Source organism: Acetobacter senegalensis (assembly GCF_001499615.1).
Classification (GTDB): Bacteria; Pseudomonadota; Alphaproteobacteria; order Acetobacterales; family Acetobacteraceae; genus Acetobacter; species Acetobacter senegalensis.
In genome coordinates this window covers 3812033-3835219 of the sequence record NZ_LN606600.1, presented here as the reverse complement: position 1 = coordinate 3835219, position 23187 = coordinate 3812033, and the positions used below count along the sequence as shown (strand labels likewise).

19 protein-coding genes and 2 pseudogenes are annotated in these 23187 nt (G+C 57.9%); 15 read left to right on the top strand and 6 right to left on the bottom strand.

Translation table 11 applies throughout. The features are described 5' to 3' along the window. The first annotated feature begins 39 nt into the window (after nucleotides 1-39). Nucleotides 40-300 carry a molybdopterin converting factor subunit 1 gene (gene moaD, locus ASN_RS17665; protein ID WP_058988993.1) on the top strand — a complete coding sequence of 87 codons (261 nt, stop codon included), beginning with the start codon at nucleotides 40-42 and terminating at the stop codon, nucleotides 298-300. A 3-nt stretch (nucleotides 301-303) separates the two neighbouring features. Further along, entirely contained in the window at nucleotides 304-756 is a 453-nt protein-coding gene (locus tag ASN_RS17660; protein WP_058988992.1) for a molybdenum cofactor biosynthesis protein MoaE, read from the top strand. 341 nt (nucleotides 757-1097) lie between these two features. Here the strand turns inward: ASN_RS17660 and ASN_RS17655 are convergent, their stop codons facing one another. Beyond that, a complete protein-coding gene (locus ASN_RS17655; RefSeq protein ID WP_197603309.1) occupies nucleotides 1098-2393 on the bottom strand; it encodes an adenosylmethionine--8-amino-7-oxononanoate transaminase in 1296 nt (431 codons plus the stop codon). A 60-nt stretch (nucleotides 2394-2453) separates the two neighbouring features. Here ASN_RS17655 and ASN_RS17650 point away from each other — a divergent pair, with 60 nt between their 5' ends. The 3 genes from ASN_RS17650 to bioD are packed head-to-tail and all read left to right on the top strand — an operon-like array spanning nucleotide 2454 to nucleotide 5741. After that, nucleotides 2454-3641 carry an aminotransferase class I/II-fold pyridoxal phosphate-dependent enzyme gene (locus ASN_RS17650; RefSeq protein WP_058989450.1) on the top strand — a complete coding sequence of 396 codons (1188 nt, stop codon included), beginning with the start codon at nucleotides 2454-2456 and terminating at the stop codon, nucleotides 3639-3641. Then, nucleotides 3638-4327, top strand: a complete 690-nt coding sequence (locus tag ASN_RS17645; protein WP_058988991.1) for an alpha/beta fold hydrolase — start codon at nucleotides 3638-3640, stop codon at nucleotides 4325-4327. The genes ASN_RS17650 and ASN_RS17645 overlap by 4 nt, the downstream gene beginning before the upstream one ends. A gap of 1 nt (nucleotide 4328) precedes the next feature. Continuing rightward, the gene (gene bioD / locus ASN_RS17640) at nucleotides 4329-5741 is read left to right on the top strand and encodes a dethiobiotin synthase (RefSeq protein WP_231948306.1); all 1413 of its coding nucleotides are present in this window, start codon (nucleotides 4329-4331) and stop codon (nucleotides 5739-5741) included. Nucleotides 5742-6093: 352 nt separating this feature from the next. On the opposite strand, the gene lexA is transcribed toward bioD, so the two are convergent. Further along, nucleotides 6094-6759: a transcriptional repressor LexA gene (lexA, locus tag ASN_RS17635; RefSeq protein ID WP_058988990.1), complete on the bottom strand. Its 666-nt coding sequence runs from the start codon at nucleotides 6757-6759 to the stop codon at nucleotides 6094-6096. A gap of 363 nt (nucleotides 6760-7122) precedes the next feature. Here lexA and ASN_RS17630 point away from each other — a divergent pair, with 363 nt between their 5' ends. Beyond that, nucleotides 7123-8385 (top strand): carbohydrate porin, encoded by a 1263-nt coding sequence (locus ASN_RS17630; protein ID WP_231948305.1) that lies wholly within the window; start codon nucleotides 7123-7125, stop codon nucleotides 8383-8385. A 20-nt stretch (nucleotides 8386-8405) separates the two neighbouring features. Here the strand turns inward: ASN_RS17630 and ASN_RS17625 are convergent. Beyond that, nucleotides 8406-9604, bottom strand: a pseudogene (locus tag ASN_RS17625) (molybdopterin molybdotransferase MoeA). Nucleotides 9605-9745: 141 nt separating this feature from the next. Between ASN_RS17625 and rpmG the strand changes: the two are divergent. After that, a complete protein-coding gene (rpmG, locus tag ASN_RS17620) occupies nucleotides 9746-9913 on the top strand; it encodes a 50S ribosomal protein L33 (RefSeq protein WP_003623017.1) in 168 nt (55 codons plus the stop codon). Nucleotides 9914-10352: 439 nt separating this feature from the next. Continuing rightward, nucleotides 10353-11243 carry an AraC family transcriptional regulator gene (locus ASN_RS17615; protein ID WP_231948304.1) on the top strand — a complete coding sequence of 297 codons (891 nt, stop codon included), beginning with the start codon at nucleotides 10353-10355 and terminating at the stop codon, nucleotides 11241-11243. A gap of 49 nt (nucleotides 11244-11292) precedes the next feature. Here ASN_RS17615 and ASN_RS17610 read toward each other — a convergent pair whose 3' ends face one another. Beyond that, nucleotides 11293-11622, bottom strand: a complete 330-nt coding sequence (locus ASN_RS17610) for an FtsB family cell division protein (RefSeq protein WP_035382012.1) — start codon at nucleotides 11620-11622, stop codon at nucleotides 11293-11295. Nucleotides 11623-11792: 170 nt separating this feature from the next. Then, nucleotides 11793-13070, bottom strand: coding sequence for a phosphopyruvate hydratase (gene eno, locus ASN_RS17605; protein WP_035382013.1), 1278 nt, complete (start codon nucleotides 13068-13070; stop codon nucleotides 11793-11795). A 182-nt stretch (nucleotides 13071-13252) separates the two neighbouring features. Here eno and ASN_RS17600 point away from each other — a divergent pair, with 182 nt between their 5' ends. From ASN_RS17600 to ASN_RS17580, 5 genes and pseudogenes are all read left to right on the top strand, one after another. Next, complete coding sequence (locus ASN_RS17600) at nucleotides 13253-13729, top strand: DUF3429 domain-containing protein (RefSeq protein ID WP_058989447.1); 477 nt, start codon at nucleotides 13253-13255, stop codon at nucleotides 13727-13729. Nucleotides 13730-13845: 116 nt separating this feature from the next. Further along, on the top strand, nucleotides 13846-14832 hold the full coding sequence (gene thiO / locus ASN_RS17595; protein WP_058988988.1) for a glycine oxidase ThiO: 987 nt from the start codon (nucleotides 13846-13848) through the stop codon (nucleotides 14830-14832). 210 nt (nucleotides 14833-15042) lie between these two features. Then, the gene (gene thiS / locus ASN_RS17590) at nucleotides 15043-15240 is read left to right on the top strand and encodes a sulfur carrier protein ThiS (RefSeq protein WP_006559437.1); all 198 of its coding nucleotides are present in this window, start codon (nucleotides 15043-15045) and stop codon (nucleotides 15238-15240) included. 3 nt (nucleotides 15241-15243) lie between these two features. Further along, a pseudogene (locus tag ASN_RS17585) lies at nucleotides 15244-16021 on the top strand (thiazole synthase). After that, nucleotides 16018-16641, top strand: a complete 624-nt coding sequence (locus tag ASN_RS17580) for a thiamine phosphate synthase (protein WP_058988987.1) — start codon at nucleotides 16018-16020, stop codon at nucleotides 16639-16641. Before ASN_RS17585 ends, ASN_RS17580 begins: the two are co-directional and overlap by 4 nt. A 298-nt stretch (nucleotides 16642-16939) precedes the next feature. On the opposite strand, the gene recG is transcribed toward ASN_RS17580, so the two are convergent. Next, nucleotides 16940-19081 carry an ATP-dependent DNA helicase RecG gene (recG, locus tag ASN_RS17575; protein WP_058989446.1) on the bottom strand — a complete coding sequence of 714 codons (2142 nt, stop codon included), beginning with the start codon at nucleotides 19079-19081 and terminating at the stop codon, nucleotides 16940-16942. A gap of 68 nt (nucleotides 19082-19149) precedes the next feature. Between recG and ASN_RS17570 the strand changes: the two genes are divergently transcribed. Together ASN_RS17570 and mfd are read left to right on the top strand one after the other, a co-directional pair. After that, a complete protein-coding gene (locus tag ASN_RS17570; RefSeq protein ID WP_035381754.1) occupies nucleotides 19150-19473 on the top strand; it encodes an FAD assembly factor SdhE in 324 nt (107 codons plus the stop codon). After that, nucleotides 19470-22952, top strand: a complete 3483-nt coding sequence (gene mfd, locus ASN_RS17565; protein ID WP_058988986.1) for a transcription-repair coupling factor — start codon at nucleotides 19470-19472, stop codon at nucleotides 22950-22952. Before ASN_RS17570 ends, mfd begins: the two co-directional genes overlap by 4 nt. The last annotated feature ends 235 nt before the right edge of the window (nucleotides 22953-23187 follow it).

Here is a 23187-nt window from a genome sequence, read left to right as displayed (position 1 = left end):
GGGCCTGGGGTAGAGGATTGTGGAAAAGGAGAAAGCAGAGTGGCCAGTGTGACCATTCTCTATTTTGCTTCCCTGCGTGAACAATTGGGGCGTGAGCGTGAGACGGCGGCTGTGGCTGCTGAAGGCGAGAGTGTGACCTCCCTTCTCTCGGCTCTCCGCGCTCAGGATTCTGCCCTGAATGATCTTTTTGAACGGACACCGCGTATCAGGGTAGCGATCAATCAGGCACTAGCCAGTTTTCAGGATACGGTCAGGCCGGGCGACGAACTGGCGTTCTTCCCACCGATGACGGGGGGATGATCCCTGATGATACGAGTTCTGGTCCAGACTGACGCTTTTGATCTGGGTGGCGAGATGGCGAGTCTTTCCCACATTTCTGACAGCGTGGGCGGCATCAGCGTTTTCATGGGGCAGGTGCGGGGACAGGGTGATGGGCTGGAAAGCCTGACGCTGGAGCATTATCCCGGCATGACGGAAAAAGTGCTCATAGGCTTAGCGGAAGAGGCCTCCGCCCGCTTTAGCCTGTTAGGCTGCACGGTTATTCACCGCGTTGGCACGATGCGGGTGGGAGAGCCGATTGTCTTTGTTGGAACAGCATCTGGACATCGAGCTGAGGCGCTGCAAGCAACCGCGTTTCTGATTGATCGTCTGAAAACGGGCGCGCCGTTCTGGAAATGTGAACGGTTTGCGGATGGTCGCACAACATGGGTGGAGGCCCGTGAAGCGGATGATGATGCCGCGGCTTTGTGGGATTAACCTTGGAAGCCCCTGCGCGAGAAGCTGATTTTTTGTCGTTCTGAGAGGATGCTGCCCTGAGTGGTGGCTCTCTGCCTGGATAGTTGTCAGCGCGTGCCATCCTATGGGGTGTGGCTGCACTCCCGAAGAAACATTCGTTGCAGAGTGATCATGCTGAAAGTCACTCCATATTCTGTTCGCCTGTTCTGTCAGGCGTAAAAGTCTCCCCGTCTTTTCAGGCTGTCTTTCGTTCCTTCTGGCCATTCCCTTTTTGGAGGGAGCTTTCTCTCTCCAAAAGGGACGGTGGAGCAACGGAGCCCCAAAAAACCTTAAGAATATCGCTGCTGTATGCACTGGTCTTCTCAGGCTGAGAGGACGCGATAAATGGTGTCCGTCAAGGTTTTGAGGTCGCTCTGCGTTATGGTGAAGGCGGGGGTCAGGTAGATGATGGAGCGGAACGGCCGTATCCATACGCCTTCTGCAATAAAACGCTGGCGCAGGGCATCGGGGTTAGCGATTTTTTCCAGTTCCACCACGCCAATAGCGCCCATCGTGCGTACATCCTTCACGCCCGGCAGGGTGCGGCAGGGTTCAAGCGCATCTGTCAGGAACGCATTGATAGCCTGAACCTGCTCCAGTCGGGGCTCGGTTTCAAACAGGTCAAGAGACGCATTGGCGCAGGCGCAGGCAAGGGGATTGGCCATGAAGGTGGGTCCATGCATCAGCGCATGTTCCGGGTTGTCAGACAAAAACGCCTCGAACACGTGGCGGCGGGCCACGGTGGCGGCCAGCGCCAGTGTGCCACCCGTCAGCGCTTTGGAGAGGGTGACAATATCTGGCACGATTCCGGCCTGCTCATAGGCGAACATGCTGCCTGTGCGGCCGAACCCGGTGAAGATTTCATCCAGAATCAGCAGCAGGTCGTGGTCATCTGCGGCCTTGCGCAGGGTGCGCAATACCTCCGGACTGTGGAACAGCATGCCTCCGGCTCCCTGCACCAGAGGTTCGGTCATGATGGCTGTCAGCTCGTGAGCATGGTTTTTCAGCAGGCGCAGAAATTCAGCGGTGCTGGCCTCATCCTGTGGTAGAGGGGCGATAATATGCTCGGCCAGCGCGGAGCCATAGAGGTGGTGCATGCCTTCTTCAGGGTCACAGACCGCCATGGTCGCCAAGGTGTCTCCATGGTATCCACCCTTGAAGGCCAGCAATTTGGTGCGGCCTGTCTCGCCTTTGTTCAGCCGATACTGAATGGCCATTTTCATGGCGACTTCAACGGAGACTGACCCGGAATCGGTAAAGAAAACCCGTTCCAGATCTCCCGGCAGCATGGCGCAGAGGCGCGCTGCAAGCCTGAGAGCGGGTTCATGCACCGTGCCGCCGAACATGATGTGCGGCATGGCTGCAAGCTGAGCGCTAACCGCTGCGCGAATATGGGGGTGATTATAGCCGTGGCAGGCGGTCCACCATGCGGCAACGCCATCCACCAGTTCTCGGCCATCTGCAAGTTCTATGTGTGTGTCATGGGTGCGTACAGCAGCCAGCGGAGCAGAGGCCGTCTTCATTTGGGAGTAGGGGAGCCAGATGTGGGGCAGGCCGTCCTCGTACCACTGTGGCATCTGCTGTGTGGACGGGCTGGGACGGCTGGCGGACGCAGACATTCTGGTTCTTCTCCTGCTGGGTGATTGACCGGCGGGCCGGCCTCCGGCACCAGTCTTCTCATGACGCGGTTTGATCATCTTTTCCAGCAGGGGCTGGAGAAATTGGCTGAGCAGGGGCGTCTTCGCACGCCACGCGCGCTGAATCCGGCAGGCCATGGTCTTCTGGAACGGGCGGACGGTGCTGTTCTGGTCGATTTCTCCTCAAATGACTATCTCGGCTTGCGCACGCATCCGTTGCTTCAGGAGCGCGCAACCCAGTGGGGGCAGCGCTTTGGCACGGGTTCTGGCGCGTCCCGTCTGGTGACGGGAACGTGCTCTGGCGCGGAGGCCCTGGAAAATCGGCTGGCCAGCCTCAAGGGGATGGAGGCCGCCTGTATTCTGTCTTCCGGGTGGCAGGCCAACGCTACACTGGTTCCGGCGCTGGCGCGTCTTTCTGTGGCGGTTACAGGCGCGCCGCCCACAGTGCTGGTGGACAAGCTGATTCACGCCAGCCTCTATCATGGGTGTGCGGCGGCGGGTGTGCGCCCTGTTCGGTTCAGGCACAATGATGTCAGTCATCTGGAAGCTCTGCTTCACAAGGTGGAAGGCCCCGGTCTGAAGATTGTGCTGACGGAAAGCGTGTTCAGCATGGATGGAGATCGGGCCGATATGGCCGCGCTGGCGGCAGTCTGCCGCGCAAACGGCGCGTTTCTCTGTGTGGATGAGGCCCATGCAACCGGCATTCTTGGCAAAGACGGGAAAGGTCTGGCGGATGGGCTGGCCGATCTGGTGATGGGCACGTTCAGTAAGGCGTTGGGCGGAATGGGGGCGTTTGTTGCGTCCTCTTCAGCCGTGTGCCGTTGGCTGGAAAATAGTGGTTCGGGCTATATTTATTCTACCGCGCCGTCCCCCATGGTGCTGGGGGCCGTAGAGGCAGCGCTTGATCTGCTACCCCGCCCGGAGATGGAACGTGTTCGCGTGCGGGTGGCCGATCTGGCGGAGCGGTTCAGGCAGCATATGCAGGCAGGCGGTTTGGATACCGGACCGTCTTCTACCCAAATTGTGCCGGTGGTGGTGGGGCGTGAGGAAACTGCGCTTGCTCTCTCCCGCTCTGTTGAGGCTGCGGGGTTTCTGGCCATTGCCATTCGGCCGCCAACGGTGCCACCGGGAGCTTGCCGCCTGCGCGTGGTTCTTCATGCGCAGCATACGGCGGAGCAGGTTGATGCTCTTGCGGAGGCGATCTTCTCCGGGGTGCGGGATATTCCATGACAGCCTTACAGCCGGTTTTTGTGCATGGATGGGCCTGCGGCCCGGAGATATGGAACGCTGTGCTTGCGCATCTGGAAATGCCGCATGCATGCGTGGTTGATCAGGGATATTTTTCGGGCTGGTCGGAGGACGCGTCGGCTGTCTCTTGTCTGACCGGACTGGACATGAACCGTCCCATCCTTGGCGTTGGTCATTCACTGGGGTTGATGTGGCTATTGTCTCAACGCAAATGGCCGCAGGGGAGTCGCTTTGTGGGGATCAATGCTTTTGGACGGTTTGCGGCGGGGGTAGATTTTCCCGAGGGAGTGGCAGCACGCGTATTGGCCCGGATGCAAGCTGGTCTGGGGCGTGATGCTGGAGCGGTTGTAAACAGCTTTCGTGCCCGGTGTGGGCTGGATGCCGTTGATCCGGCGACCTGCCATGTTTCAACCTTGCAGGACGGACTGTCTTTGCTGGCGACTGGCAATGTTTATGCCCGAATTGAGCAGATGGTCGCACACGGTTCTACACGCATGGTGGCCTTGGCGGGCAAGCAGGACCCTATTGTGACGGAGCGCATGACAGAGGCTGCTTTTCCTTCGAATGTAGAGAAAGTCTGGCATGAGGATGGTGGGCATATGATGCCGCTGACTTACCCGGAGTTTTGTGTGGCACACATCCAGCGCCTTATGACGGAGGCTGTCTAGAATGGGGCAGGATATGGCACGGCGGGATCTGGTTCGTGATCGTTTTGACAGGGCCGCGGGCTATGAAAGAGCCGCCACCGTGCAGCGGGTGGCAGCACAGCGTCTGTTTGAAAAACTTCAGGATCGACTGGGGGAGCGTAAACCTGTGCGTATTCTTGAACTGGGATGCGGCACGGGTTTTCTGACAGAGAAGCTGCGCCGTGCATGGCCGGAGGCGGAGATTGTTGCCACCGATATTGCGCCCCACATGCTGGAACGGGCGCGCCAGCGTGCTGGTGAGGCCATCTGTTACCGCGTTATGGATGCGGCAAATCCAGACATAAGCGGGCCGTTTGATCTGATTTGCGGCAATCTGGTGTTTCAATGGCTGGAACAGCCGCAGGAGGCGATGGAGACGCTTGAGGGGCTTTTGGCACCTGCAGGCGTTCTCGCGCTTTCAACACTGATGCAAGGCACCTTTCAGGAATGGCGTCATGCCTGCGCAATGGAGGCGGAAGGGAGCGGCACCCCTGATTATCCTTCCACCATCCAGATTCAGCGGTGGCAGGTGCCTCTGCTGAGCGGCATGTGGGATAGTGAGGCCTGTGTGCAGACCTTTGACAACGGCCGCGCGTTTCTGCGCCATTTGAAAGAAACGGGGGCATCTTTGCCGCGCGCTGGGTATCACCCGATGTCCTCTGCCGCGCTGATGCGCAGTCTGGCTCGGTTTGAAGCGCAGGGGAGTGTGATTACGTGGCGTCTGGCATATGGGTGTTTTGCAAAGGCCCCGCGCGCGGGTGTGTTTGTGACCGGGACGGATACGGGGGTCGGGAAAACCTTTGTCTCCGCGTGTCTCGTCAAGGCATGGAGCGCGCTTTACTGGAAGCCTCTTCAAAGCGGGCTGGCTGAAGAGGCTGGGGATACACCGACCATCCTGTCTTTGACGCACTGCAACCCAGTGGACTGTTTGCCGCCCGCTGGCGCTTTTCAGGCCCCCTTGTCTCCTGAGGCGGCTGCTCGTGCGGAGGGCGTAAGTATTGACCCTGCCAGCCTGACCCTGCGGATGCAGGCGCCCGAACGGCCTATGGTGGTTGAAGGGGCCGGTGGCCTGATGGTGCCCGCGACGGACACAGTGATGATGTGTGACCTCGCCGCCCAGTGGGGGCTACCCGTTGTGCTGGTGGCGCGAAGCGGCTTGGGGACATTGAACCATACGTTATTGAGTCTTGAAGCATTGCGGCGGCGGGGCATTGCCGTGGCAGGCGTGGTGCTGAATGGTCCACCGAACGAGGAAAATCGCGAGACCATCGCGGATAAAGGGCAGGTTCGTATCCTGGCTGAAATTCCGTTTCAGCCTGATGTCTCGGCAAAAAGCGTAGAGCAGATAGCGGCGCAGTTACCCTCTTGGGCAGAAGTGAGTGATACATCACGTTAGCGGGCGGATTTAAGGCCGCTAGCGATTGATAGATATTTTCAAGAATAATGAATATTTCTTTGATGTTAAAAAATTTTCTTTGGAAAAATTTGCGAAGGTAGGGCATTGGCAACGACGCAGAATAAGCGCGTTTCGCCACCGGTCCGGCGTGCCTCTCTAAGGTGGGCTATTGGTTTTTATCGTTCCGTCACCAGCCTCGAATAAGGGGCAATGGAAGCCTCACGTGAGAAGCAAAATTGTTACTGGAACGGATAATCTGGCGGATGTGACCAAGGTGCTCATCCAAACAAAAAAGACCTCTCCGTTAGAGGGGGAGGTCTTTTTAGGATCTAAAAAACTGTAAAGTCGCGGCTCAATGGTAGCGGCGGATCAAGCCTGCTAGTTTTCCCTGAATTTTCAGGCGTTCGGCAGGCACAATACGCGTTTCATAATTCGGGTTGGCCGGTTCAAGGGCAATCGCGTTCCCTTTGCGGCGCAGGCGCTTGAGCGTGACATCATTATCATCAATCAGCGCAACGACAATCTGGCCGTTTTCCACACTCTCCGTGCGGCGGATAACCACGAAATCTCCATCCATGATTCCTGCGTCAATCATGGAATCGCCAGTCACTTCCAAGGCGTAATACTCACCAGTGCCAACCAGCGTGAGGGGGACATCCAGAAACGAGTCCGTTTCTGCCATGGCCTCAATCGGCAGGCCTGCGGCAATTCGCCCGTAGAGGGGAACCTTGAGTGTCTGAGCCGCCGGGCGGGAGAAATCAGCATGGACCACGTTTGTAGAGGGTGCGGTAGGAGCAGGCGCCATTTCGGGAAGCTGAATGACTTCCAAAGCGCGGGCGCGGTGGTGATGGCGGCGTAGAAAGCCACGTTCTTCCAGGCCGGAGATAAGCCGATGGATGCCGGATTTGGACTTCAGGCCCATGGCTTCCTTCATCTCATCAAAGGAGGGAGAAAAGCCGGTCTGCTTGAGGTGCGCATCAATAAAAAGCAGGAGCTTGTGCTGTTTACGGGTCAGCATCGGGTGTCACCTCGGAGTGGAATTCAGACGGCTTTATTAAAGAATTTGTTCTATATAAGTTCTCTTTTGAGGTCAAGGTGTTATTCCCCTAAGCCTTATTCTCCTCTGGGCCGGAAGGAGGTCTGTGATCATCGTATGGTGTGACGCGAAAGTACAGTTCAGCGTGAGGGGCAGGGTCCGGGGGACGGATGTTTTCATCCTCTCCAATTCAGGATAGGTGCGCAGAGCGTTTGGTTATGTTGCCCTGCTTTGTTCTGCTGGGAAGGAAGTTTGTTCCTTTTTTCAGTGCTGCTGGTGGGCGCTCTGCGGAGAAGATCGATTTCCTGTCACCACACCTTTTTTGGGCGGGCGTGTCTGTTTGGTTTGGCGGTACTTGCATTTGCAGAAGGGATCGTAGCGGGGCCTGCGTTGGCCGAGGACGGGGCGTTTGCGGATAAGCTGACTGGCCAATGGGGTGGGATACGCACAACATTGAAGGCCCATGGCGTTGATTTTCAAGTAAATGATCAAAATGAGTTCTGGGGTGTGCCAGTGGGGGGCAGCCAGCCATCCAACAACTATGTGGGGATGACCACGGCAACCCTCTCGCTTGATCTGAGGCGTATGACCGGGCTGAAATTGGGAACATTCAGTATCAGCGGGGTCGATATTCGGGGCAGACCGTTCAGCAACCAGCCGCTTTACGTGTTCAATCAGGTTTCCGGCATTGAGGCAGACGATAATTTGCGCCTGTATGAACTCGCCTATGATCAGACGTTCGACCATGATCGGGTGGATGTGCGCATTGGTAAGCTGGATTTGAGCCGGGATTTTATGGGGAGTGATACGGCCCAGACTTTTTTAAACGCGTCTTTTTCCTGGCCGATGGTTCCTGATAATAACCTTTATGATCAAGGGCCTTCATCCCCTTTGGCTACGCCTGCTGTAAGGGTGAAATACCATCCGGATGATCATTGGACGGTGTTGGCGTCCGTAGGGGATGACAACCCTATTGGCGCTGGGTTCATTAACGAAAATGATCCATGGAACCAGAATCAGGACCCGGGGGGCACGCGCTTTCATTTCGGGACGGGGGCGTTGATGTTTCTGGAAGCCCAGTATCGCACGCAGGCTCCGGTTTATGCGGGTACGTTCAAACTGGGGGGATATGGCGATACCGGCCGTTTTCCGGATCAGGCGACTCTTGAAATGCGGCACAAGGGGAACTGGGCCCTCTATGCCGTGGCGGATCAGGTGATAGCAAAGCTGCCTGGGCGTGAAAGTCTCTCCGCTTTTGCGCGAGGCACCGGCACGGCGGAGGCTGATCGCAACCAGATTGTGTATTCTGTAGATGCAGGGCTTGTTCTTAATGCCCCTTTTCAGCGCGCCGATGATTCTCTCGGTCTAGGCTTTGGCGTGGGTGCCCCCAGTAACATTCTGGCGCGCTCAGAACGTCGGTCTCATGAAATCGCACAGGGGAACGAATATCATCTGGAACTGACATACCAATGGCAGGCATGCCCTTGGTTGCTGGTTCAGCCCGATATTCAGGGCATCCTTGCCCCCAGCGGCGGCGTGGTGGGGGATAATGGCCGCCGCGTGAAAGATGAAGCGATCTTTGGTTTTCATTCAAGTGTGGATTTTTAGGTTTTGATTTTAAAGTATTTTCATGGAAGGCGCAGAATGCGGCAAAGTGTACCCGCCTTCTGGGGAGGGGCATGGGGTGCGCGGATAATCAGAGCGTCACTTTGCGCCAGAATGTTCATCTGAGCGGAATCCTGCGAGGCGAAGGGCGTGGCGATGGGTGGCTGCCCATCGGGCTGAGAACGCAGGGTGCTGCGCAGGAAATCCTGCCGTTGGTCATTCTCTTTCAGGTCAGCGCCGAGAATGGCTGTTTCTGTGTCAAGTTCAGCGGCTTGGGGAAGACCCATGAGTGTGCGCACCGCGGCTGCAACAAACACCACGGAGCACACCATGGCGGCCACGGGGTTGCCTGGCAGGCCGATCATGGGTGTTTTGCCAAGCTGACCAGACATCAGGGGGCGGCCGGGCCGCATGGCAATTTTCCAGAAATCCAGATTGAGGCCATGGGGCTTGAAGGCTTCGCGCACCAGATCATACGTGCCTACACTGGCTCCGCCGATCGTAACCAGAAGATCAAGATGATCGGCTTGCGCGATGGCGGCGGAAAGAGACTCCACATTATCGCGGGCTACCGGCAGTAAAACGGCTTCGGCGCCTATGGAGCGCAGGAACGCCGTCACCATGAATGCGCCGGAATTCACAATGGAATCAGGTTGGGCCGGGTCCCCGGCAGCACGATCTCATCTCCCGTTGCGAGAATACCAACGCGGGGACGACGGCTGACTGTCAGCCAGACATGCCCTGCGGCGGCGGCCAGCCCAATATCCCGCGCTGTCAGAACCTTTCCTGCCGGAAGAAGCGTTTCCCCTTTTTGGAAGTCCTGACCCTGTTTGCGAATGAACTGTCCTGCCTTGCCGCCGGAAAGCAACGTTACGGCGTTCCCGTCTCGCCGCATGTTTTCCTGAATAAGCACCGTATCCGCACCTGCCGGAATCTGGCTGCCGGTAAACAGACGGATGCACTGGCCTTTCTTTACCGTCAGGCTGGATGGGTGGCCTGCGGGCGCTTCGCCGATAATATCGAGCGTGGCTCCTTCCTGCGCATCGTCTATCCTAACGGCGTATCCATCCATTGATGACACGGAAACGGGCGGATTTGAGAGACGGGCGACCACGGGAGCGGCGAGCACGCGACCACAGGCGTGTGCCACGGAAACTGTTTCCAGACCGCACGGAGAGAGTTTTTCCAGGATTCGGGCGCGCGCAACAGCCACATCCAGCATGTTTTTTTACTCCTTTTGGCTTTTACCACGCCTGATTGATGGAAGAATACTTGACCTTTGGCTCTTGTATGCGCATTTTGCGCCCACTTGAACACCACCCGGGCCTTCTGTCCGGACTCATGATGCTCTGCTGAGGAAGCCATGGCCAAGACCAATGTTATCAAGATCCGTCTCGTTTCCACGGCGGACACTGGTTATTTCTACGTCACGAAGAAGAACGCTCGTGCGCATACCGGTAAAATGGAACTGAAAAAGTATGATCCCGTTGCCCGCAAGCACGTTGTGTTCCGCGAAGCAAAGATCAAATAATCATCCGCCCTGCGTGGATGATGCAAATGCGGCGCCTCAGGGCGCCGTTTTTTGTTTGTGGCGTTTGCCTTCACTCTGTGTTGGCTCTTTGGCGGAAGCAGCGCTTTCGGGGAGCGTCGGAAGGGCTTCCCTGATCAGAGTTTGCTGGGCGCTATAAAATGGTTTCCCCGTAATATGGCGCGCGGCATTTCCGGCCAGTCTGACCGGGATGGATGCTTAATCATTCATGAAACGGGGAATAACCCCTTCATCTGGGGGAGGAGCGTAGGCTTGAGGGAAATGGTCCTCAGGAGCCGCCTGCATTTACCCCATTCCATCCGCACACTTTGCTGTCCTGTTTGGTTGCCAGAGGCAGGGCTGCAAACAGCAAGATTGGCCGAGCGTATCGTGCGTCTAGTGGCTTAGGTTGTGGGAGCCACCAAACAAGGACCACGTTATCGTGTCAAAGCGGTCTGCTGATTATAGGCACTATCACGCACGGATGCAGCGTGTTCTGACGTATATCGACCAAAATCTGGATGGGGATCTTTGCCTGAGAGCATTGAGCGCCGTGGCTGCGTTTTCACCCTGCCATTTTCACAGACAATTTAGCGCTGTTTTTGGTCTTTCTCTGCATCGCTATGTCCAATTGATCAGGATGAAGCGCGCTTCGTGGCGGCTTGCCTATCGCAGCGATGTTTCGGTTACGGAGATCGCTCTTGATGCAGGTTATGAAACCCCGGATGGCTTTGCTCGGGCTTTTCATCAGAGAATTGGGCAGGCTCCAAAGGCTTTTCGGGAAAATCCTGACTGGGTGGCGTGGGCTGCAGCACTTGGGCCGCTGGCCGAAGCAAGGAACCGGATCATGACACAGAATTTTTCTTTAGATGATGTGACGATACGTGAGGAAGTGGCCATTCCTGTTGCGTTTATGACGCATCGCGGTGCGCCCGAAAGGCTGGGTGAAACAATTCGGCGTTTCATATCTTGGCGGAAGGCGAACGGTGTAAGGGCTGCCACACATGCAACTTATACAATCTTCCATACAGACCCGGATCATGTGCCGGAGCAGGACTACCGAATCGATTTGGCCGCAGCGACCACCCGTAAGATTACGCTTGCCGATGAGGGCGTGGAGGCAGGGCAGATTCCAGCGGGACGCTGTGCGGTGCTCCGCCTTGTTGGCGAGAGTGAGAACCTGCGGCATGCAGCGCAATTCCTCTATGGCCAATGGTTGCCTGCCAGTGGCGAGGAGCTAAGAGATTTTCCGTTCTATGCCCAACGTGTGAAATTTTTTCCGGACGTGCCAGAGCATGAAGCGATTACGGATCTTTATTTGCCCCTGAAATAGGGAAGACGCGCAGGGCATGCGTCAAGTTGCAGCCTGATCAAACAGCCTTTTAGTAAAGCGGATCACGCCGATCATAGGGGACGACGATATCGTTTTTGTCGGCCAGATTGAGCATGGCACGTGCCCGTTCATCCAGCGTATCTGTATCCAGAGACTGTTCACGCAGGCCATTAACGCGGCGACGCCATGCTGCCTGCTCGGCAATGGCGTCCTGCTGGGACTGTTTGGCCTGATCAAGCAGAAGAAGCTGTTGCTGATAGGCTTTCATGCCATGATCGCCCTGGGTCGCGTTCCAGCCAAAATAACCTGCGATACCAAGAAAAATCATGGGGGGAACAACGGCTCGTACTGCGCGTCTGATCATGCGGCCTATCTGCACGTTGTTCTTGTCCTTTTTGCCATCAGAAAATGAATTTTCCCAGAACAGTATGTCTAAACCATGAACACCCGGACAGAAAAGCATAAGGCGGCCCGATAATGTAAAAAAAGAGCCGCACGGTTCCCCATGCGGCTCTGGTTTTCCTGTTTCAGGAAAGGCTGAGTGCGGGATCAGACTTTCAGGATGGTGCGGCCCGCATATTGGGCAGCCGTTGCCAGTTCCTGTTCAATCCGGATGAGCTGGTTGTATTTGGCGGTACGGTCAGAGCGGGAGAGGGAGCCTGTCTTGATCTGCCCGCAGTTGGTTGCGACGGCCAGATCCGCAATGGTGGAATCTTCCGTCTCACCAGAACGGTGGCTCATGACGGCGGTATAACCAGCCTTGTGAGCCAGTTCAATGGCCTGCAGCGTTTCCGTCAGCGTGCCGATCTGGTTGACTTTCACCAGCAGGGAGTTGCCAACGCCCGCCTGAATGCCACGGCGCAGACGTTCGGGATTGGTGACGAACAGATCATCCCCAACCAACTGGACCTTGCGGCCAAGGGTTTCGGTCAGAAGGCTCCAGCCTTCCCAGTCATCTTCCGCAAGACCGTCTTCAATGGAGACGATGGGGTACCGTTTGGTTAGATCTTCAAGGTAGGCAACCATTTCGCCTGCATCAAAAACCTTGCCTTCGCCTTTCAGATCATACTTGCCATCGTGATAAAATTCGGTGGAAGCGCAATCCAGAGCGTAGGTGATGTCTTCTCCCAGACGGTAACCTGCGGATTCGACGGCACGGGAAATAAAGCTCAGTGCTTCATCAGCAGATTTCAGGGCCGGAGCGAATCCGCCTTCATCCCCAACATTGGTGTTGAGGCCCGCAGCCTGTAGCGCTTTTTTCAGATGCGCGAAGATTTCACTTCCCCAGCGGATGGCATCGGCCACGGTAGGCGCGCCAACCGGCTGGATCATGAATTCCTGAATATCGATGGGGTTATCTGCATGTTCGCCCCCGTTCACGATGTTCATCATGGGCACTGGAAGCGTGTGGGCAAAAACACCGCCAACATAGCGATAGAGCGGTACCTGAAGTTCTGCTGCCGTGGCTTTGGCCACCGCAAGCGAGACACCAAGAATGGCGTTGGCGCCCATACGGCTTTTGTTAGGGGTGCCATCCAGATCGATCATCGCGTTGTCGATATCAATCTGATCGGAGGATTCGGCTCCCTGCAGGGTGGGGAGAATCTCGTTTTCGATATTTTCAACAGCGTGCAGCACACCCTTGCCGTTGTAGCGCTTGGGGTCTTTGTCACGCAGTTCCACTGCCTCATGCGCGCCTGTGGACGCACCGGACGGAACGGCTGCCCGGCCTTTTGCGCCAGAAGCCAGCTCTACATCCACTTCAACCGTTGGGTTGCCGCGGCTGTCGAGGATTTCGCGCGCGATGATATCGACAATGGCACTCATACTTTTTTCATTCCCGTTTCTGGCGCCGGCTATGCGTCCGGCAGCGGTGTCTTGTTCTTGTTTTCGAGCGTAACGAAACATGGAAGCCAATGTTCCGTGTGGTTGCTAGTGGCAGCCTCTTGGGCTTTTCTGTCAACCAATCTATTGCAGGAAACCGTGCAAAGGAGGCACGCCGAACGCTCATGAAAAGACTTCCATTTGTAGCCGTGGTGCTGACAATGGCCGGATTACTGCCCTTTTTGTTCGGCGCGTGCTGTATCGTGTTCTTCTCTTCGGGCGTGCCCGTTCCCAATCTGCTTATGGCGTTTGTGTTTTATGGTGCAGTGACCCTCAGCTTCTGGGGGGCGGTGCAATGGGGCCTGGCGCTGGACCCTTTGCCCTCCATTATTACGGCTGGCGCAGACCGTATGGATGTTTTTCGGCTGCTTCTGGGCGTGGTGCCTGCCTTAGCTGGCTGGCTGGCGGCCTATCTGGCTTTTGCATGGCAGCCTGTTGCTGGCGTGGCGGCTTTGGCCGTGGCTGTGCCCATTCTGGCTTTGGTTGAGCGCGAAGGCTGGCGGCGCGGCGCGTTGCCCAGTGGCTATATGGGGCTGCGCTGGATTGCCACGGCGGTGATGGAATGTTGTCTGGTGGTGGTGCTTCTGGCGCGCGCTTTCTGACGGGCTGGTGACCGGACAAGGGGTGGCCGCGGCTGCTGCGTGCGTTATAACATATCTCCAGAATTCGAGACGCTCGGCAGCATACACAGGATCGGGTGGCAGGAGGCCAACACATCATGACCCATACTCCCCGCATATTGGTAAAAGGGGCTGGTGTTGCAGGCATGACGGCCGCAGTTACGCTGGCGGAGCGTGGCGGCGTGGTCACGCTTTATGAACCCGGCGGCCGTGTGGGGGCTGGCGCATCATGGATGGCTGGGGGAATGCTTGCCCCGTGGTGTGAGGCGGAATCCGCTCCACCAGAAGTGACCGCACAATCCGTAGATTCGGTTGACTGGTGGGAAGCGCACGTGCCCAATGTGGTGCGGGCAGGCAGCCTTGTTCTGGCTCCCCCGCGTGACAGTGGGGAAATTGCCCGCTTTGGCCGTCGCACCACGCATTTCGAGACCGTGGACGGTGCGGAAATTGCCCGGTTGGAGCCTGATCTGGCTGGCCGTTTTCATAAAGGTCTGTTCTTTGCAGATGAAGGCCATGTCGACCCGCGTAAGGCGCTGGTTGCCTTGCTGGCCCGCTTGGAAAGTCTGGGGGGCAAAGCTGTCTTTTCAGCCGTAGATGCGCCCGATGACGCTGCATTTGACTGGATTGTTGACTGTACGGGCCTGAATGTGCGGCAGGAACTGCCTACTCTGCGTGGGGTGCGTGGAGAAATGCTGCTGCTCCGTTGCCCGGATGTTGTGCTGCATCGCCCCGTGCGGATGCTGCATCCGCGTATTCCCATTTATATTGTGCCGCGTGCGGACCACGTGTTCATGGTCGGGGCCACCATGATTGAAAGCGAAAACGCAGGCGGCATGACTGTGCGCTCCATGACGGAACTGTTGAATGCGGCATGGGTGCTGCACCCCGGCTTTGCGGAAGCGGAAATTCTGGAGATGGGAACCGGCTTGCGCCCGTCCTACCCGGACAACATGCCCCGTGTGGTGCGAGAGGGGAACCATGTGTTTGTGAACGGTATGTACCGTCACGGCTTCCTCCTTTCCCCGGCGCGCGCGCGGGAAGCTGCAGACATGATTTTTGGTAATTCCGTGGGAAATGCTGGGTAATTAGGGCCCTTCACAAGCGGAGAGGTGTGGCTGTGAGGGCCAAGTGGCTCTAAGAAAATTCATCCCACCATCCCTCCGGAAAAAACGGAGCAGAAAAGCCCGCGCTTTCCCTGGGCAGGGTGATGCAGAGAGTTTTTTGACAGCCTTGAAGAGGTTGCGTGATCGGGATGCTGTGCTTACGTGCCGAAGAGAAACAGGGAGAACGCCCGCATGAAGATCGTGGTCAATGATGAAGTTCATGAAGTATCCGCCACCACCTTGGCGGCGCTGATTGATGAACTCGGCTACGGTGGCGCCCGCATTGCCACGGCAATGAATGGTAGCTTTGTGCCCGTGCCGCTACGCGATAAAACTGCGCTGAATGATGGTGCGCAGGTGGAAATTGTTGCCCCGATGCAGGGAGGCTGACGTATGACAGCACGCTTTTATGGGGTTGAACTTTCCTCTCCCCTTATGTTGGGAACGGCGCAGTATCCGTCCCCTGATATTTTGCGGGATGCGGTTCAGGCAGCCCAACCGGGAGTGGTGACGGTTTCCCTGCGGCGCGAATCTGCGGGTGAGCGGGCCGGGCAGGCATTCTGGTCCCTTATTCGCGAATTGGGTGTGCCGGTGCTGCCGAATACGGCTGGCTGCCATACGGTCAAGGAAGCCGTGACAACGGCGCATATGGCGCGTGAGGTCTTCGGTACCGAGTGGGTTAAGCTGGAAGTGATCGGGGAGCTTGATACGCTTCAGCCTGACGTCTTCGGATTGGTTGAAGCAGCCCGTATTCTCAGTGAAGACGGCTTCAAGGTTTTTTCCCTACACCACGGAAGATCTGGTGGTGGCTGAGCGGCTGCTTGCGGCGGGGTGTGAAGTGCTGATGCCTTGGGGGGCGCCTATTGGCTCCGGTAAGGGGCTGAACAATATTTTCGGGCTGCGGGCTCTGCGTGCGCATTTTCCAGACGTGCCGCTGGTGGTGGATGCAGGGATCGGTGTGCCATCACATGCGGCGCAGGCTCTTGAACTGGGTTATGATGCCGTGCTGATAAACACCGCAGTTGCCAAGGCGGGTGATCCTGCCGTGATGGCGCGGGCGTTCCGGCTGGCAGTAGAAGCTGGCGTGCTGGCACGCGTGGCCGACCCTATGGAAGAGCGCGATATGGCTGTTCCCTCCACCCCTGTTGCAGGAAAGGCCATGCTGGCATGAGTGCGCTCCCTCAGAAAATTTATCCGGTTGTCGATACAGCAGAATGGGTCAACAGGCTCGGTGGGGCTGGCGCACGCTTTATCCAGTTGAGAATAAAAAATTATTCGCCTGAGAAATTGGTGGCTGAAATTCGTCAGGCTCACACTTACGCCAAGCGGCATGGCGTGTGTCTGGTGCTGAACGATTACTGGCAGATCGCGCTGGATGAAGGCATTGATTATCTGCATCTGGGGCAGGAAGATCTGGATACGGCAGATCTGGTCGCAATCCGAAAGGCTGGTGTCCGGCTGGGTATCAGCACGCATTGTCATGAAGAACTGGACAGGGCGTTGGCCTGTGCACCGGATTATGTTGCCCTTGGCCCCATCTGGCCCACGCGCCTGAAAAAGATGGCCTTTGGCCCGCAGGGTGTGGAAAAACTGACAGAATGGAAAAAGCTGATCGGTGATCTGCCTCTGGTGGCGATCGGCGGCATCACATTTGAGCGGCTACGGGCCTGTCTGGACGCCGGTGCGGATAGCGTGGCCGCCGTCTCTGACTTTACGCTGCATGCTGATCCGGAAGGGCAGGTGAAGCGCTGGCTGGCGGAAGCGGACGCCGAGACACGCGCTGTCGTCTGAGGCACGCCTTGGTAAAGCGTCGTCACGAAGAGATCAACTGAAACCGCCCCCTGGAATGCTGTTGAAAAATTCTGGTAGTAGGGCGGATCTCTTCCATTCTTAAAATTTGGGCGTTTCACTTCTCCAAAATTTCGACCCAGCCAGTTCTCCTGTCGTCTTCTCAAATGGGGACTGGACGGAGGGCTTGGTAGGAGTGCGTTCGCGTGGGCGCTCCGGCTCCTGTGGTGAAGCTGGCGCATGGCGCATCCTTCTGCTTCCGTGAAAAGGCAGCGCGTTCTCAAACTTCGGAACGAAACATCTAGCCGCCAGCAAAGATACGGGCAGCATCGGTCTTGTTGAACAGAGCCAGCAGCACCTGCGCTGCCGGGGGCAATGGCGCATTCTGGTCCGGGGCCGTGTCGGGCAGGATCTGTTCCGCTTCCTCGTGCGCGGCATCCAGCAGCATATCCACGAGGATCTCCGAGGCCATACGATAATCCGGAAGGCCGGACTGCCTGCGGCCCGTTACGTCTCCGCCGCCACGAAGGCGGAAATCCTCATCGGCAATCAGAAAGCCATCTTCGGTTTCACGCAGGCAGGTGAGGCGGCGGCGGGCTGTGAGGCCCAGCCCGTCATCATGCAGCATGAGGCAGAACGAGTCCTTCGCCCCTCGCCCTACGCGGCCGCGTAGCTGGTGCAACTGCGCAAGGCCGAAGCGTTCTGCATGTTCAATCACCATGATGGTGGCGGTTGGCACATCCACCCCCACTTCAATCACCGTGGTTGCCACCAACATGCGGGTTTTGCCTTGCGCAAAGGATTGAAGCGCTTCTTCCCGCACTGCGGCGTCCTGCCGCCCATGGGCCAGTCCGGCTATGGGGCCGAATCGTTCTGTCAGGTCTGCATGGCGGGCTTCTGCTGCTGCAATGTCCAGTGCTTCGCTTTCAGACACCAGAGGGCAGACCCAGAAGATCTGCGCGCCTTTGGCAAGGGCACGGTCAAGGCCGGCAAGCACGTCGTCCATTGTGCCAATGCTGTGCAGGGATGTGCGCACCGGTTTGCGCCCTGCTGGTTTGCCTTCCAGTTTGCTGATCTGCATGTCCCCAAAGCGGGTAAGCAAAAGGGTGCGTGGGATCGGTGTGGCGGTCATGACCAGCATGTCCGCGTTATGGCCTTTTTCAACCAGCGCCAGACGTTGCTCCACCCCAAAGCGGTGCTGCTCATCAATCACGGCGAGGCCGAGGTCTGCAAACTGCACGGTTTCCTGAACCAGTGCGTGTGTTCCCACCACCAGAGGAGCAGAGCCATCCGCAATGGCCTGAAGCACCTGCTTGCGGGCTTTTCCCTTTACGGAGCTGGAGAGATAGACCACCGGCACGGGGGAGAGGCGTTCAAATGTCAGGGCGTGCTGGCGGGCCAGAATTTCCGTAGGGGCCATGATGGCCGCCTGTGCGCCAGATTCTGTTGCCCGTAGCATGGCCAGCAGGGCAACCAACGTCTTGCCCGCGCCAACATCGCCCTGCAACAGGCGGCTCATCCGGTAAGGGGCCGCCATGTCGGCTTCAATTTCATACAGGGCTTTTTTCTGGCCGGGCGTGGGCGTATGGCCAAACGTGGCAAGCGCCTGTTGTTGCAGGTGCCCATCCCCGTTCAATGAACGGCCGGGCCGACTGCGGGAGGCACGTTGGGCAATGCGGGTGGCAAGCTGATCTGCCAGCAGTTCGTCACAGGCCAGCCGTGCCTGGGCTCGGGTTTGTTCGCTCCGCCATTCCTCGCCTGCTTCGCTGCCGGGAATGCGGTGAGGAAACTGCATCCAGGTCAGGGCGGTAACAAAATCAGGCCAGCGTCTGCGCTTGAGAATGGAAGGCGCGTGCCATTCAGGCAGGGTGGCAGGAAGGCGCTCCAGTGCGGTGGTCATGGCCTGTCTTACCTGCCCGGTAAACAGTCCGGCGGTAAGGGGCCAGACCGGGTCCAGACGTGGAATGCGGTCTGCCGAGCGGGCGGGAAGCAGATAGTCCGGGCTGGTCATGGTCAGCCTGTCATGAAACCGCTCGACCTTGCCTGAGGCCACAATAGATTCGCCAACCACAACCTGCTTGGCCTGCCACGGGGAGAAAAAAGCCAGTTCGAGGCGTCCGGTCGAATCTTCAATGGTGACACGCCACGGCTGGCGCGTGCGGGGGGCAGGGGCCCGGATATCCAGAACCGTGCCTGTGACTGTCGCAATGCTGTCAGGGCTGAGTTGCGCAAGCGGCGGGCGGGCGCGGCGGTCTGTTACACTTTCCGGCAGGCAGAACAGCAGGTCCAGCACGCGGGAGCCGCCCGCTATGCGGCTGAGCAGCTTTGCACGCGCGGCGCTGACGCCGGGCAGGCTGTCAAGTGGGCCCAGCACTGCGGAAAGGGGTGAAAGATCCGTCTGCTCCGTAACCGGAGAGGATGTGATGGAAAAGGGACTGGACACCGAAGATGCATAAGCCTCTGTTTGGCGGCTGACAGACAGGAATGCCAAGGCTATAGGACAGTAACGCCATGCAAGACAATTTTAGTAGTGCCCCCGCTTCCGCCGTATCTGAAGATGATCCGCTTGCCGCCCGCCGCCGCAGGCTGGTGTTCCGCGCCAATCATCGTGGTACATTTGAGACCGATATTCTGATCGGCGGGTTTGTGGAGGCTAACGTGGCGACCATGAGCGAGGCTGATCTGGCGGATATGGAAGCCATCATGCAGATGCCGGACCCGGAACTGACAGACTGGCTGTTTGGCCGCCTGCCATTGCCCGAGGAAAAAGCCACCCCCATGTTGCGCCGGATGGTGGAAGCCAGCCGCGCCAAAGGAGCCGGGAAGACGGAATGACGGCAGAAGCGAGTGTCGAGGACCGCATAGCCTCCATATGGGGTGTTGCGGAGGGGTATGATGCCTTCCTGCTGGCGCGCAGAGCGCGTGAGCACAAGGGACCGGTGCTGCATATTGCCCGGGATGATGCCTCTACCGCACGGTTGGCAGATTTGCTGGCCTATATGGGGGCTGATGTTGAGACACTTCGCTTTCCCGCCTGGGATTGCCTGCCGTATGATCGGGTTTCTCCCAACCCGACCATTGTGGCCGAACGTGTGGCGACTCTCACCCGGCTTCTGGAGCCAGCCAATGGCAAGCCGCGCCTGATTCTGACAACGGTGGCGGCGGTTGTGCAGCGTGTGGCTCCCCGCAGCACGTTTAAAGGCCAGTCCCTGACCATTCGGCAGGGAGAAAGCCTTGATCAGGAATTTCTGATCGAACTTCTGGTGGCCAATGGCTATACCCGTACAGATACGGTGATGGAAGCGGGTGAATTTGCCAGCCGTGGGGGGATTTTTGATCTTTATCCCGCCGGGGCAGCAGAACCTGTGCGACTGGATCTGTTCGGTGATGAAGTTGAAAATATCCGGGCCTTTGATCCGGGTAGCCAGCGGTCTACATCGCGCCTGCAGGAACTGACCCTGCGGCCCGTTTCCGAGTTTTCGCTCGATCCCGAAAGTATCTCCCGTTTCCGCACGGGCTGGCGGGACGTGTTTGGGCCTGGCGCCGCAGCGGACCCGCTTTATGAACATGTAAGCGACGGCCGCCGGTATCCGGGGCTGGAACACTGGTTGCCGCTTTTTCATACCGAGATGGAAACGGTATTTGACTATCTGCCCGGCGTGTCGATCTCGCTCGATTATCAGGCGGAAGAGGTGCTCAAAACCCGGCTGGAAATGATTGACGACCACTATCAGGCGCGTCGTCAGCCGCCGCGGGAGGGAGAAACGCCATATCGGGCTCTGCCGCCGCATCTTCTGTATCTGGATTCCAAAGGATGGAATGCCATCCTCAGCCGGCTGCCGGTTGTGGCGTTCAGTCCCTATGCCAAGCCCGATGGGGCCCGCGGTATGGATGTGGGCGGACGCCCCGGCAAGATGTTCGCCAAGATCGTGCCCAACGCCGAGCGTGAAAAGGTTTTCACCCTGCTGGGCGAGCAGGTGCGGGATTGGGGGCAGGTCAATCGCCGCGCGTATGTGACAGCGTGGAGCAAGGGCTCACGCGAGCGCATTGGCACCCTGCTGCGCGAACACGGGGTAGTGACCCAGAGCTATGAGAACTGGGAGCAGGCGAAAAAGGCCAAGCCCGGTTCTGTTGGCTTGCTGACGCTGGGTCTGGAACGCGGCTTTGTTGCGGAGGACATGGCGTTTGTTTCTGAGCAGGATCTGCTTGGGGAGCGTATTGGCCGCCCACCACGCCGCCGTCGCCGTGCTGATGAACTGATTGCCGAGGCCGGAGAAATTACGGCGGGCGATCTGGTGGTGCATCAGGATTACGGCATTGGCCGGTATGATGGGCTGGAAACCGTCAGTGTTGGCGTGGCGCCGCATGACTGCCTTCGCTTGTTGTATGACGGGAATGAAAAGCTTTACCTGCCGGTTGAAAACATTGAATTGCTGAGCCGCTTTGGCTCGGATCAGGCCGGTGTGCCGCTGGATAAGCTGGGCGGTGTTGCGTGGCAGGGCCGTAAGGCCCGGATGAAACAGCGCATCCGCGATATGGCGTCCGACCTGATCAAGACGGCTGCGGCCCGTGCATTGAAGGAAGCACCAGTGCTGGCCCCGGCTGAGGGCTTGTGGGATGAATTCTGCGCTCGTTTCCCGTTTGTGGAAACGGATGATCAGGCCCGCGCCATTGCTGATGTGCTTGAGGATATGGGTTCAGGCCGCCCGATGGATCGGCTTGTGTGCGGGGATGTAGGCTTCGGCAAGACGGAAGTTGCGCTGCGGGCTGCGTTTGTTGCCGCCATGTCTGGCGGGCAGGTGGCCGTGGTGGTGCCGACCACTTTGCTGGCGCGCCAGCACTACCGCACTTTTGCTGCCCGGTTTGAGGGCTTTCCCATCAAGGTAGCCCAGCTTTCCCGCATGGTAACGGGCAAGGATGCCACAGCCGTGCGCAAAGGGCTGGCTGATGGGTCCATCAATGTGGTGATCGGCACGCACGCATTGCTGGCCAAGACGGTCCAGTTCGCGGCCCTTGAACTGCTGATTATTGATGAAGAACAGCATTTTGGTGTGGCGCATAAGGAAAAACTGAAAGCGCTGCGCGATGATGTGCATGTGCTCACGCTTTCTGCCACGCCGTTGCCCAGAACGTTGCAGCTTTCTCTCTCCGGTGTGCGGGAGATGAGCCTGATTGCCACGCCGCCAACGGACCGGCTGGCAGTAAGGACATTCATCATGCCGTTTGACAGCGTGGTGATTCGGGAGGCCATTCAACGTGAACGCTTCCGGGGTGGGCAGATTTTCTGTGTGGCCCCGCGTATTGAAGATCTGGACCGGCTGGCGGAACGGCTGACGGCCATTGTGCCGGACGCCAAGCTGATTCAGGCGCACGGCAGGCTCACTCCCACAGAACTTGAACGGGTTATGACCGAGTTTTCTGACGGGAAATATGACATCCTGCTCTCCACCAACATTGTGGAAAGCGGGCTGGATATGCCTGCGGTGAACACGCTGATCATCCATCGGGCTGACATGTTCGGGCTGGGGCAGTTGTATCAGCTACGCGGGCGCGTTGGCCGTGGAAAGCAGCGCGGTTACGCCTACCTGACATGGCCGCAAACCCATGTTCTCTCGGCCTCAGCCGAAAAGCGGCTGGAAGTCATGCAGACTCTGGATACGCTGGGCGCTGGCTTTACGCTGGCGTCTCACGATCTTGATCTGCGCGGGGCGGGTAACCTGCTGGGAGATCAGCAGTCTGGCCATGTGCGCGAAGTTGGCATTGAACTGTATCAGCAGATGCTGGAAGACGCCGTGGCAGATCTGCGTGCGGACGCCAGCCGTCGACGTGCCGAGGACCGAGACTGGACCCCCAACATCATTGTCGGTTTGCCTGTACTTATTCCCGTTGATTATGTGCCGGACCTGCCGGTGCGGCTGGGACTGTATAGGCGCATCAGCGGGCTTGCTTCCGATGCAGAGCTGGAAGCCATGGAAGCCGAACTGGTGGATCGCTTTGGCGCAGTGCCGCCAGAGGTGAAAAACCTTCTGGATATTGTTGATCTTAAAAGATTGTGTCGGGCTGCGGGCATTGAGCGTCTGGAAGCTGGGCCAAAAGGAATGGTGCTTCAGTTCCGTCAGAATAGCTTCAAGAACCCCGCTGGGCTGGTGCAATGGATGGGCCGCTGGAAAGACGGTGCCGTCAGATTACGGCCTGACCACAAACTGGCGGTGGTGCGCGAATTGACGAATGTGCAGCGTATTGATCTGGCCCGCCGGGTATTGCGTGATCTGGTCAAGCTGGTGGAGAGAGCACCTGTAGCAGAGAGGGCTTGAGCTCTCTCTGCCCCGGCAAGGTTTCGGCTGGGAAACAGGAGAAGCTGCTGGATGGCTTGATGGGGCTAACGTGTTGATTACTTCAAACCATTTTTAAAAAAGAGTTTTCTGGCACAAAAGCAGGGGGCTGTTAGGCATAAAGAGGCTGCCAGACGACCATGCTGCCTTCCAGCCTGCATCACCGGGCTCATTTCCGTCTTTAGATGTGGGGCAAGGGGCGGCCCTGTCAGATCCT